Source organism: Nocardia aurantiaca (assembly GCF_009708175.1).
GTDB lineage: Bacteria > Actinomycetota > Actinomycetes > Mycobacteriales > Mycobacteriaceae > Nocardia > Nocardia aurantiaca.
Window position 1 is genome coordinate 201,269 of sequence record NZ_WMBB01000004.1, and the last position, 11,980, is coordinate 213,248.

The 11,980-nt window shown below is 64.8% G+C and carries 13 protein-coding genes; 4 read left to right on the forward strand and 9 right to left on the reverse strand.

Going from position 1 to position 11,980, the window contains the following annotated elements:
• Nucleotide 1 precedes the first annotated feature (1 nt).
• The 4 genes from GLP40_RS09690 to GLP40_RS09705 form a co-directional block, all read right to left on the reverse strand.
• Entirely contained in the window at nucleotides 2-2,071 is a 2,070-nt protein-coding gene (locus GLP40_RS09690) for a neutral/alkaline ceramidase (RefSeq protein WP_154787514.1), read from the reverse strand.
• Between the two features lie 498 nt (nucleotides 2,072-2,569).
• Nucleotides 2,570-3,448, reverse strand: coding sequence for an alpha/beta fold hydrolase (locus GLP40_RS09695; protein WP_154787515.1), 879 nt, complete (start codon nucleotides 3,446-3,448; stop codon nucleotides 2,570-2,572).
• Between the two features lie 84 nt (nucleotides 3,449-3,532).
• Nucleotides 3,533-3,745: a DUF397 domain-containing protein gene (locus tag GLP40_RS09700; protein ID WP_328289933.1), complete on the reverse strand. Its 213-nt coding sequence runs from the start codon at nucleotides 3,743-3,745 to the stop codon at nucleotides 3,533-3,535.
• Nucleotides 3,742-4,638 carry a helix-turn-helix domain-containing protein gene (locus tag GLP40_RS09705; RefSeq protein ID WP_154787516.1) on the reverse strand — a complete coding sequence of 299 codons (897 nt, stop codon included), beginning with the start codon at nucleotides 4,636-4,638 and terminating at the stop codon, nucleotides 3,742-3,744. Before GLP40_RS09705 ends, GLP40_RS09700 begins: the two co-directional genes overlap by 4 nt.
• A gap of 158 nt (nucleotides 4,639-4,796) precedes the next feature.
• On the opposite strand from GLP40_RS09705, the gene GLP40_RS09710 reads away from it, so the two are divergent.
• The 3 genes from GLP40_RS09710 to GLP40_RS09720 all read left to right on the forward strand — a co-directional run bounded on the left by GLP40_RS09710 (nucleotide 4,797) and on the right by GLP40_RS09720 (nucleotide 6,532).
• Nucleotides 4,797-5,030 (forward strand): hypothetical protein, encoded by a 234-nt coding sequence (locus GLP40_RS09710; protein ID WP_154787517.1) that lies wholly within the window; start codon nucleotides 4,797-4,799, stop codon nucleotides 5,028-5,030.
• A 40-nt stretch (nucleotides 5,031-5,070) separates the two neighbouring features.
• Nucleotides 5,071-5,955 (forward strand): HNH endonuclease, encoded by an 885-nt coding sequence (locus tag GLP40_RS09715; RefSeq protein ID WP_154787518.1) that lies wholly within the window; start codon nucleotides 5,071-5,073, stop codon nucleotides 5,953-5,955.
• Nucleotides 5,956-6,250: 295 nt separating this feature from the next.
• Complete coding sequence (locus tag GLP40_RS09720; protein WP_154787519.1) at nucleotides 6,251-6,532, forward strand: hypothetical protein; 282 nt, start codon at nucleotides 6,251-6,253, stop codon at nucleotides 6,530-6,532.
• A 56-nt stretch (nucleotides 6,533-6,588) separates the two neighbouring features.
• On the opposite strand, the gene GLP40_RS09725 is transcribed toward GLP40_RS09720, so the two are convergent.
• From GLP40_RS09725 to GLP40_RS09745, 5 genes are all read right to left on the reverse strand, one after another.
• A complete protein-coding gene (locus GLP40_RS09725; protein ID WP_230329411.1) occupies nucleotides 6,589-6,867 on the reverse strand; it encodes a Uma2 family endonuclease in 279 nt (92 codons plus the stop codon).
• Nucleotides 6,868-6,946: 79 nt separating this feature from the next.
• A complete protein-coding gene (locus GLP40_RS09730; protein WP_154787521.1) occupies nucleotides 6,947-7,201 on the reverse strand; it encodes a PDDEXK family nuclease in 255 nt (84 codons plus the stop codon).
• Between the two features lie 137 nt (nucleotides 7,202-7,338).
• Nucleotides 7,339-8,340: a ketol-acid reductoisomerase gene (gene ilvC, locus GLP40_RS09735; protein WP_154787769.1), complete on the reverse strand. Its 1,002-nt coding sequence runs from the start codon at nucleotides 8,338-8,340 to the stop codon at nucleotides 7,339-7,341.
• Between the two features lie 137 nt (nucleotides 8,341-8,477).
• Nucleotides 8,478-8,981 (reverse strand): acetolactate synthase small subunit, encoded by a 504-nt coding sequence (ilvN, locus tag GLP40_RS09740; RefSeq protein WP_120735846.1) that lies wholly within the window; start codon nucleotides 8,979-8,981, stop codon nucleotides 8,478-8,480.
• A complete protein-coding gene (locus GLP40_RS09745) occupies nucleotides 8,978-10,954 on the reverse strand; it encodes an acetolactate synthase large subunit (protein ID WP_328289934.1) in 1,977 nt (658 codons plus the stop codon). Before GLP40_RS09745 ends, ilvN begins: the two co-directional genes overlap by 4 nt.
• Before the next feature lie 320 nt (nucleotides 10,955-11,274).
• Here GLP40_RS09745 and GLP40_RS09750 point away from each other — a divergent pair, with 320 nt between their 5' ends.
• On the forward strand, nucleotides 11,275-11,835 hold the full coding sequence (locus tag GLP40_RS09750; RefSeq protein WP_328289935.1) for a PH domain-containing protein: 561 nt from the start codon (nucleotides 11,275-11,277) through the stop codon (nucleotides 11,833-11,835).
• Nucleotides 11,836-11,980: the final 145 nt, after the last annotated feature.

An 11,980-nucleotide genomic window follows, 5' to 3' on the forward strand; every position in this document is an offset into this window, starting at 1 on the left:
CTCAGGCGATCACGAATTCGGCTGATGTTCCAGTGATTTCAGTGATACTCCCCGCGGCGTCGCGGCTGTCGCCGGTGTATCGGATGCGGTAGCGACCCGAAGGCGCGCTGTCCGGCACCGTCCAGCGGATGGTGATGGTGGAGGCGGCGGGCTGCCCTTCCGGCCGGGACCAGTGCAGTTCGGTGCACCAGTCATTGTCGTCGTAGACGCGTTGCCAGTCATCGCCGGAGCCCTGCTGGACTTCGAAGTAAGTGCCGTCCGGACGGAAGTTGTTGTTGGGGTGGGCCCCGACGAACTCCACCGAAACGGTCTGCCCCGCAGCGTAGTTCGCGTCCGGCTGGGTGAGGACATCACCGTAGGCGCGACCGGCGTGCGGCAGATCGGCCGGGACCGGAGCCAGCAGGTTGGGCTGCAATCCGAAGGTCCAGTCGAGCGGCGCGGGTCCGCGGCCGAGATCGACGCGTGCCGCCAAAGCCTTTGCGAGCCGGTCGAACTCCTGCATGTGCGCCGACAGCGTCCAACGCCCGTAGAGGGTTTCGCCACCCTCGTACTGCTGGACGGCATATTCCTCCGGCGTGGTCACATATCCGCAGTAGCCATTGGCATACCCCTGCAGCAGCACGTTCTCCAGCGGAACCCCCAGCGCCCGCGACACCAGCCGCCGAATCCGCAGCCCCGACACCACGGTGTACTCCGACGGCCCCGACGCCAGCACCAGATCACCGATGCGCATCAACTGCAGCGGCACGATCTGCGGCACCCACGGCCGCGGTGGCAGCACGCCGAGCGGAGCCAGAATCAGCTTGGGCGCCTGCACATCCCGCATCCACTGCTCGATCGGCGAGTTGATGCCGCCGAGCGCCGCCACCATCGGATTGGAGTCGCCCTCCTGCAGGAACGACAGCTGCGAGTTCCAGTTGTCCTCGGTGCTGGTCGCCATGGCCGCCGCGCCCATCATGGCGGGCGAGGTGCGGGCGGGCTTGCCGTCCGGGGTGTAATCACCGTCGATGGCGGTGTCGGCCAGGTTCACATAGTGCAGCACCGAGTCCACGCCGGCACTGCTCATGGGCGCCGCGGCGTCGAAAGCCCGGCGCCCCGCCTGATATTGGCGCTCGCCGATAATGGCGCAGTTGGTGCGATTGTCCTCGGTGGGCCCCGACGGATGCATGGGCCGGGTCCACAGATTCGGCGTCATATCGCCCGCATTGGTCTGTGGGAAGGCGGCCACGAACGACGGCGGCCCGTCCAGATGCCGCACCCCCATCTCGTCGTGCTCCCAGCGATAACTGGCATACCCCTTGTTGTCCGCCGAGATGAGGGTATTGCGATCGGTCAGCGAGGTGCCGTGCGTGGCGAACCAGGTAATGGCCCCGACATCCCTGCCGCCCTGACGGAACCGCAGCACGGTGACCTGCGGGTCGATGGCATCCGGAAACGCCGCCTTGTCCTCGTCCGGATTGGCCTCGAACGCGACCCGCGACCGGTTCGCACTGGCATCGTGCAACTCCCCATGCCCGAGCATGATCGACCCCGGCCCGAGATTCTCGTGCGCGTCGACGATGGCCTTGACGATCCCACTCACCTCGGCATCATGCGAATTCTGCTGAAACCCCATGGCCGCCAGCGAATACGCGTACTCGCGCGCGCTACCCCCACACGAGTTGTGGTTGTGCGTCGCATTGAGATTGACGTTTCGCTCCGTATACAGATCCCCGAACCGCTGCTGCAACCGCTGCATCACCACCAGATGCACCGACTGGAACAAGCAGGCATTGTCGGTGTTCACGAACGCGACCCGATCCCCCGTAGCCTGATCCACCACGATGTACGCCCGCGCATAACACCGCGACAACAGCCCCGTCGTGACCTGATCGGCCTCCGAGTAGCCCATCATCCCCTGCCCCGCGGGGGCCCCGGTGATATCCGCCATCCCCACCCCGACCAGGTAATCCTGTCCAGCTGCTCGATGCCTGATTGGCTGCGCTCCAACCATATTCGCACCGAACACCGCGCTCGCGCCCACGCCGCCCACCGCAGCGCCCACCAGCACAGCCCGCCGGGACAGAGTCATCGCACCCCTCATTTCCTCACCGCGACAGTGCGAACCAGCCCGCACCCGCCAAAGAGTGAACCTGTTCGATTTCAGGTTCCCCGCAGACTAGTCGGTCACTTGACCAATTTCTACCCGTAACCCCGCCCCGCATCCCCCACCCTGACGCCACCGAGGTCGCCGCCACGTCGTGCGCGCCGATACCCCAGGGCACAGCCATTCTTCCTACCCCGCACCCCGATGCGCCAGCAAGCCATCGCAAAGAGTTTGCGCCCGAAACCCCAGCGAATCCCCCGGCTCAACCGACCGCTCCCAAACCGATCGACGCTCCACCATTCTCGATCGATGCCATGCGGTGGTCGCCTGGCCGTCACGCGCGGTCCTGTGCCACCGCACAGCCGCCTGGTTGCACGGATTCCCCCGAGGAGCCGACGATCGTGGAGACGACCATCCATCGAAATCGACGGCCGCCGCTCGACCAATTTCACCCCTAATGCGACCCTGAGCCAGTCACCTCACCTACTTCGTCTCAGCAGCCAGCTCGATCAGCCTCGCCCGCACCAACTCGGGCCGCTCATCGACAATGAAATGCCCGCACCCCTCCACCAACTCCAACCGGTAATCATCCGCCTGGGCTGTCTCCGCCGCAGCCAACGAATAATGCACCGCCGCATCATCTTTCCCGAACAAGGCCCGCACCGGCACCGTAGCGCGCCGAGTCTCCGGGCTCCGCACGGAAGCCGGCACCTCCTTCACAAGGAATGTCCGGTAGGTGTCAGTACCGGTCCGAGCCACCACCGGATCCCTGAACCGCTCCGAGAACACCCGAACCGTCTCCGGATCCATCCCGTGCCCCTCCGACATCGCAGCCCCGAACAACCACTCCAAGAACCGAGTCCGCCGCTGCAACGGCACCCCCACACTCGCCATGAGCGGCTGATACGCCAAGAGCCGCCAGGCGTGCCGAGCCACCACCGCCTTCGGCACCCACGGATGCGCGATATTCAGAACGAGGAACCCGCTGAACCGCTCCGGTTCCCGCAGGATCATCCGATAGCCGATAAACCCACCCCAGTCATGCCCGACCAACAGCACGTCTTTATCGAGACCCATCGCATCCATCAGCGCGAGCACATCCGACGCCACGTCATCCTTGGCCCACCGATGCGGCGCAGCCCCGGACCAGCCGTACCCCGGCAGATCCGGCGCGATGATCCGCAACCCTTCAGGAGGATCGGCCAGGAGGTCCCGATACACATAATGGTGCTGTGGCCACCCGTGCAGTGCGAGCACCGGATGCCCCTGACCAGCCTCGGTGACATGGAACCGAACCCCGCGGGCTTCGACGTAACTGCGTCGCACGTTCGGGATGGCCGGGACTTCCTGATCAGCAGTCATAGCCCCACGCTAACCCGCCGACCAATGCGGCAACAGCGCCTCGGCGGCTGCGCCGGATACTCGGTCCAGCCCGCCGGGTTCGGTCTAGCCGGCGGGCGAATGGTGCTTGCCGCTGATCACTCCGCGGATGAATGCATCCCAGTCTCGTGGGCTGAAGACCAAAGCCGGGCCAGCTACGTTCTTCGAATCCCGGACTCCCACAGTGTCATTCGCTAGAAAGGCAACCTCGACGCAGTCTGCCTTGTCTGCGCTATGACTGCTTTTGAACCAGTGGGCCCGCGATAGATCGGCAGTCACGCTGAGAACTCCTTCGCCACCTGCCGTAGCAGGCTCCTGCTTGCCGTCTCGTCCAGCGATGCTCGCTGGAGGCTCCCTAACACCCGATAGTACCGACGCACGTCGTCGTCTTTCTTTAAGTACATACATCCAATGAAGGACTCCAGGTACACGACCGGCGGCCACATCGGTTCACCCTTGGAGTCGGCATCGAATTCCAGAATCGCGAACTGGCCGACCGGATCTCCCAACGGAGCTCCGGCCTCGAACGGAAGGACTCGTACCGCCACGTTCGCGAGCTTCCCGATCTCAGCGAGATGCCGCAGTTGCGCGGCCATGATCTTGGGTCCACCCACATTGCTCCGCAGCACCGCTTCGTGCAGTACAACATCGAGTGTGGTCGCCTGGTACTTCCGAGTGACGATGGCCTGACGTCTGCTCCGCAACTCTACCCGTCGCTCATGCTCTACCGGACTCTCTTCTGGCTTGCCCTGACGCATCAGCGCACGTGCATATTCCGCTGTTTGAAGCAGCCCCGGAACCAGGGCCGGTTGATAGGTTTCGATCTTCCGAGCCGCGGTCTCCAACCCCACATAAACATCGAAGGTCGCCGGTATCAGGCTGCCGTACTCATGCCACCAACTAGTCTCAGCACCCTGCCGAAGCAGCCCGACCATGGCCTCCGCAGCGTCTCCGGTCATCTCCAGCACCTCGCAAATCGCCTGCAGATCCCGAACTTTCAGCCGCGTAGTTATCCCATTCTCCAGCCGCTGCAACACCGACGTACTGACATCCGCAGCCTTGGCCACCCGATCCTGCGACATCCCGAGCGCACTCCGCGCCTCCCGCAAATACCGCCCAAGCTGCCGCCTGGGCAAGGTCGAGCCAGTCTCCGACACGACAAGTCCCCTCATCAACAGGTACCCGCACTGGGTGAATCAACTGCCCAAACTGCCCGCTTTCCAGGGTTTTCCATGAGAAGCCGCTGGATTTCCCCAGTTCAGAGTAAACACCCACCCGCCCGCATGATGCACTTTCAACATAACCGCACCCCTCCCCGAAGGAGCCCACCATGTTCGAACCACTCACCATCGGAGCCTGGGCAATCACCACCGCCGACTGTCCAGTCCGCTTCGTCCTCAACCCCCAAGACCATCGCACCACCCTCATCCTCGGCGACACCCACCGCGAGTTCGAAATTTCCCTCGACGCAACAACTCTCGTCGCCATCCTCCACAAAGGCGCCCAGGCTCTGACCAGCATCTCAGGGACCCCGACGGACGCGGCACCGAAACGCATCCGGTGAAGATCAACTTCTCACCCTCGGTCCGTGGCAGACTTCCTCCATGGACAGGGATGCTGAGGCCATCCTCCGCGAGGAGATCTTTCGACACCTGGATGAACTTGTCGGCGACACCGGAGTCGTTACCCGCCAACAACTCTGGGACTTCACACTCAACGGCGCGACTCATCGCCTCATCGATCGCAACCGTGGCATCCGCAATCCGAAGGACATGCTGGCCACCCTGTCGATCCTGTCCGACCCCAAGGGCAAGTATGCAGACGAAGAACTACAGGACTCCCTCTTCGCCTACGCCTACCGCGAAGGCAGCGTCGATGGCGACAACAAGAAACTCCGGGCCGCCCTGGACCTCGGCCTACCCCTCCTACTGCTCCGGAAAATCGCAGATGGCGTCTTCGTCCCCGTGCCGCGGGTTTACGTCGTCGCCGACGACCAAAAGAACCGACAGTTTCTAATCGCCCTGCACGACAGTCTCCGCCTGGTCGAAAACCCTCTCGAGCTCCAGCCCCTGGGACGCGAATACGCCGAACGAGTAACCAGACAACGTCTACACCAACCCGAGTTCCGAGGCCGGGTCCTGCGCGCCTACGAATGCCGCTGCGCTGTCTGCCATCTCAAACATCCAAAGCTCCTGGATGCGGCGCATATCATCGCTGACGGCAAGCCGAATGGCACACCAACGGTCGACAATGGTTTGAGCCTATGCAAGATCCACCATGCCGCGTACGACGAGAACTTCCTCGGCATCACACCCGACTACGAAATCCGCATAAACCAAGCACTTCTGAACGAAGTTGACGGCCCCATGCTCCGACACGGCCTGCAGGAGATGCACACACGGCGCCTGTTCACCCCGATACGAAGCAAGGAACGCCCCTCCCCTGAACGCCTGGCCGAGCGGTTCGAGGACTTCAAGAAGGCCGGCTGATTCTCAGCGAATCGGCGGATGTCCGCCGGACACTGTCGCCGGTGTGGTCGCCATGCTCGCCTCGCAATGATGGTGCTTTCATTATCGCCACCGAGCCGAGATTCGGGTCGGTGGCTGTGCGCACTACCGAGATGCGACACGACGAACGGCCCTATGGGAGAAAACCTGCGGGGCCATTGTCGTGCAACGGGTTTCAGGGTGTCTCGGGGTTCCTGTCATACAGGAGGACCATTCGGCCCTGAATTCACAGGGAATTCGTATCGCTGACCGTGCAAATCGGGCACAGTAGCTGACCATGAAGTCGACATCTCTACGCCGGCTGGCGGCCCGGGTGGCCGTTGCCGGTGCGATCGGTTTGGTTCCCCTTGCGGCAGTGACGGTTCCGGCCTCGGCGGAGGTTCCGCTGGACAACGCGCCGGGCGATGTGGCCTGGCCCCACCACCCGAACAACGGGTGGTGGGATCGCGACGACTGGCGGCACCGCCATGATCGCGATGATTGGGACCACGGTCGGCGCGGCGACGATGACTGCTGGTGGCGCGACGTGATTCCGCGTGGTGCCTTCGGCAGCCTGTGATCAACCGGATACGAGAATTCGGCCCGGCACCGGTTGGTGCCGGGCCGATTGCTTGTCTATGGAGCCTGAAGTGCTTCGAAGGTCACGGCCAGGGTGACCGGACGGTCGAGGATCAGGCCGGCGTGGTGTACGTGATGAGGGACGTACCGCTCACCCGACCAATCGAGGCGGTATTCCTCGATGCGGTCGATCGCTTCCCACGTCTTGTCGAGATGGACAATCAGGTAGACGGGAATCCCCGCCAGTGCGTAGAGAACTCGTTTGACACCGGTATCCGTATCGACTGTGTCTTTCGAGATCACCTCGACAACCAGGTGGATGTGATCTCGAACCATATTGACGTCGTAGGGTTCACAATCGCGGACGAATATGTCTGGGTAGCGAACGTTCAGCCGCCGATCAGCGCGGGGATCCTCAGTATCCGGAAGTCTCCACGGCGACATCGGAATCAACCCTGAGACACGGCCCAGAGGGGTGGCGCGCGGCCTCGATGATCGTGGCCAGCCGACGGACTACCCGGCTATGCGCCTCGCTCTGGCACACCTGTCGGATCAATTGGCCATCCACGATCTCGATGTCGCCGGCAGTCTCGCTGAACGCATCCGGCTCGGAGGTGAGGAACTCCTCGGCCGTCAAGAATCGATCGTCGTCCTCGGGCGATCCGGTCACCGGCACCTCTCAGCATTTGAGCCGAACACCGTGGACAGGACAGCTGCCAATCGTAATCCGATACGCGCAGACGCTCCCGGACATGGAACGGCCCGCCGGACAACAGGGTCCGGCGGGCCGCGGAAATCCCAGAAACCTTAGGCGGTTTCGGTGATCGGGCGGTCGACCCAGCTCATCAGGCCGCGCAGCTTGGCGCCGGTGACCTCGATCGGGTGCTCGGCGTTGGCCTTGCGCAGGGCCTCGAGCTCCTTGTTGCCGCCCTCGACATTGGCGACCAGGCGCTTGACGAAGGTGCCGTCCTGGATGTCCTTCAGGATGTCCTTCATGCGCTCCTTGGTGCCGGCGTCGATGACGCGCGGACCCGACAGGTAGCCACCGAACTCTGCGGTGTCGGAGACCGAGTAGTTCATGCGGGCGATGCCGCCCTCGTACATCAGGTCGACGATCAGCTTGAGCTCGTGCAGGACCTCGAAGTAGGCCATCTCCGGCGCGTAACCGGCCTCGACCATGACCTCGAAACCGGTCTTGACCAGTTCCTCGGTGCCACCGCAGAGCACGGCCTGCTCACCGAAGAGGTCGGTCTCGGTCTCTTCCTTGAAGGTGGTCTTGATGACGCCGGCGCGGGTGCCGCCGATGCCCTTGGCGTAGGACAGCGCCAGCGCCTGGCCCTCGCCGGTCGGGTCCTGGTCGATGGCGATCAGGGCCGGGACGCCCTTGCCGTCGACGAACTGACGACGCACCAGGTGGCCCGGGCCCTTCGGGGCGACCATGCCGACGGTGACGTTGGCCGGAGCCTTGATCAGGCCGAAGTGGATGTTCAGACCGTGGCCGAAGAACAGCGCGTCGCCGTCCTTCAGGTGCGGCTCGATGTCATTGGTGAAGATCGACGCCTGCGCGGTGTCGGGCGCGAGGACCATGATCACGTCGGCCCACTCGGCGACCTCGGCCGGGGTGCCGACGGTCAGACCGGCCTCCTCCGCCTTGGCGCGGGACTTCGAGCCCTCCTTGAGGCCGATGCGAACGTCGACGCCGGAGTCGCGCAGGCTCAGCGAGTGGGCGTGGCCCTGGCTGCCGTAGCCGATGACCGCGACCTTCTTGCCCTGGATGATCGACAGATCGGCATCGTCGTCGTAGAACATCTCGACTGCCACTTTGGGTGCTCCTTCTTGGATTCTGTGATTAAGCATTGTGGATCCCGGCGAAAAGCATGCCGGGATGATGGGCGATCGGCTGCCGCGACGACCGGTTACCGGTGAGTCGCCGCGGCGGCCCGTCACTAGCGAGTCGCGGTGATGGACTTGGGTCCACGGCCCACGGCGACGACACCGGACTGCACGATCTCCCGAATACCGTACGGCTCCAGCATGCGCAGCAGCGCGTCCAGCTTGGACCGGGTGCCGGTGGCCTCGATCGTCAGCGCGTCGGGCGAGACGTCGATCACCTTGGCGCGGAACAGGTTCACCGATTCGATCACCTGGGTGCGCACGCTCGCGTCGGCGCGCACCTTGACCAGGATCAGTTCGCGGGCCACCGACGAGTCGGCGTCCTGCTCGACGATCTTGATCACATTGACGAGCTTGTTCAGCTGCTTCGTGACCTGCTCCAGCGGCAGATCCTCCACGGTCACGACAATGGTCATGCGCGAGATCTCCGGGATCTCGGTGCCGCCCACCGCGAGCGACTGGATATTGAAGCCACGCCGGGAGAACAGGCTGGCCACTCGGGCCAGCACGCCCGGCTTGTCCTCCACCAGCACGGACAGGGTGTGGGTGGTGGTCATTCCTCGGTCCCCTTCTGGGAGGCACGCTCATGGGCGGCCAACGAAGCCTTCTCGTGCGACATCGCCTCATGGATCACGGCGGGCTCGGACGCCGACTCGTCGTCGTCGAACAGCGGGCGGATGCCACGCGCGGCCATGATCTCGTCGTTCGACGTGCCGGCGGCGACCATCGGCCACACCTGCGCGTCCTTGCCGACGATGAAGTCGATCACCACGGGCCGGTCGTTGATCGACTGCGCCTCGCGGATGGCGGCCTCCACGTCCTCTTCCTTCTCCACGCGAATGCCGTGGCAGCCCAGCGCTTCCGCGAGCTTCACGAAGTCGGGGATGCGCAGGGTGTGGGTGCCCAGGTCGGTGTTGGAGTACCGCTGCTCGTAGAACAGGGTCTGCCACTGCCGGACCATGCCCAGATTGCCGTTGTTGATCAGCGCGACCTTGATCGGCACGCCCTCGACGGCACAGGTGGCCAGCTCCTGATTGGTCATCTGGAAGCAGCCGTCACCATCGATGGCCCACACCTCGCGGTCAGGCATGCCCATCTTGGCGCCCATGGCGGCCGGCACGGCGTAGCCCATGGTGCCCAGACCACCGGAGTTCAGCCAGGTGCGCGGCTTCTCGTACTTGATGAACTGCGCCGCCCACATCTGGTGCTGGCCGACGCCAGCACAGTAGATGGCGTCGGGACCGGCCATCTGACCCAGCTTCTCGATGACGAACTCCGGCGAGAGCGATCCGTCCGACGGCGTCGTCCAGCCCAGCGGGTAGCTGTCGCGCACGCCACTCAGGTAGGTCCACCACTCGCCCAGGTCCAGCAGCGGCGCCTTGCCCGCGGCGGCCGGGTCGGCCTTCAGAGTCTCGATCAGCTCGGCGATGACCTCGCGGCAGTCGCCCACGATCGGCACGTCCGCGTGGCGGTTCTTGCCGATCTCGGCCGGGTCGATATCGGCGTGGATCACCTTGGCGTTCGGCGCGAACGAGTCCAGGCGGCCGGTGACGCGGTCGTCGAAACGCGCGCCCAGGGTGATCAGCAGATCCGAACGCTGCAGCGCCGCAACGGCTCCCACGGTGCCGTGCATACCCGGCATACCCATGTTGAGGGTGTGGGTGTCGGGGAACGCGCCGCGCGCCATCAGGGTGGTGACCACCGGAATGCCGGTCAGCTCGGCCAGTTCCAGCAGTTCCTGGCTGGCGTCGGCCTTGATGACGCCGCCGCCGACGTAGAGCACGGGGGCCTTGGCATCCATGATCATCCGGGCGGCCTCGCGCACCTGCTTGCCGTGCGGCTTGGTGACCGGGCGGTAGCCGGGCAGCTTCATCTCCGGCGGCCAGGAGAAGGTGGTCTGCGCCTGCAGCACATCCTTCGGGATGTCGACCAGGACCGCACCCGGGCGACCGGTGGAGGCCAGGTGGAACGCCTCGGCGATCATCCGCGGGATGTCGATCGGGTCGGTGACGAGGAAGTTGTGCTTGGTGCACGCCATGGTGATGCCGGAGATGTCGGCCTCCTGGAACGCGTCGGTGCCGATCAGCGGGCGGCCGACCTGACCGGTGATGGCCACCAGCGGCACCGAGTCCATCTGCGCGTCCGCGATCGGGGTGACGAGGTTGGTCGCGCCCGGACCGGACGTGGCCATGCACACACCCACCTTGCCGGTCGCCTGCGCGTAGCCGGTCGCGGCGTGACCCGCGCCCTGCTCGTGGCGGACCAGCACGTGGCGGACCTTGGTGGAGTCGAACAGCGGGTCGTAGACAGGAAGAATCGCACCGCCCGGAATGCCGAATACCGTGTCGACGCCGAGCTCCTCGAGGGAACGGACGACCGACTGCGCGCCGGTGACCCGCTCGGGCGGGACCTGGCGGCGGTTCGGGGCCGGAGCAGAAGCCGACTCTCGGCCAGCCGAGGAGGTCGCCTGAGTGGCCGAAGGCACTGGCCTGCGGGCCGAGGGCCCGGGCCGGGCGGTAGGTGCGCTCACCGTCTTGGTTCCTTACTGCTTGTCGTTCCAGTCCTTGGGACTTGCCTGAACACAAAAAAGCCCCCGACAGCCAGTGGCTGTTCGAGGGTGGCGCGTCGCAGCTGCGAGCTGACGTAATAGACCTACAGTCGTCGGCTCAGCGCTGGACGCGCCGGCCGATTACGAGCAACTCGGTTCGATTCACGCGCTCGACGGTATGCGCGCGTGGGTCGTCCAGTCAAACAGCTGACCTATGGGGTCTCATTATGTGAGACGGTGCGGTTAATCGGGTCCGTTCACCATGATGCAAGGATATAGGTGTGTCCTCACAGCATCAGTCCGTGCCACCTGCTCGATCGTCCCATACCCCCGGCGCCGAATCGGACGCGGGTCGCGTGATCCGCATCCCCCGGCTCGCTCACCTCGGGGTGTTCATCCTGCTGTTCTGCGTGGCCTTCGCCTTCTTCGGGTGGCCGCAGGTGCTGTGGATCCTGTTCGCGATTCCGGCCGCCCTGGTGGTGTGGATCGAGCGGACCCGCACGACCGTCTCGGGCAACGGCATCGACACCCGCACCCTGTTCGGCGGGCGGCACATCGACTGGGCCGACGTGCGCGGGCTGCGCATTCCCCAGCGGGGGTACCTGCAGCTGCATCTGGCCGACGACACCGACGTGGCCCTGCCCGCGGTGGGCTACAACCGGCTCGCGGAACTGGTCGCCGCATCGGGCGGGCGGATCCCGGACCCGTTCGTCGAGCCCGAGGACGCCGACGAAGGGGCCGAAGCCGACGAAACCCCGGTTGAATCCACCGAGCCCGCAGCCGAACCCGCCGAGCCCGCAGCCGAACCCGCCGAGCCCGCGGCCGAAACCACAGAGCGCGAGGCCGATTCCGGCAAGTCGTAGGCGTTTCGGGGGTGCAGAGTTTCTACCGGCGGTGATCGGGGTCATGGTCCGGGAGTAACGTTGAGCCCCGCCGGAGAACGTCGCGAGACGTATCTCCGGACAGTCGCTTAACAGCCCACTGCGACACGAACCGAGGACCTGACCA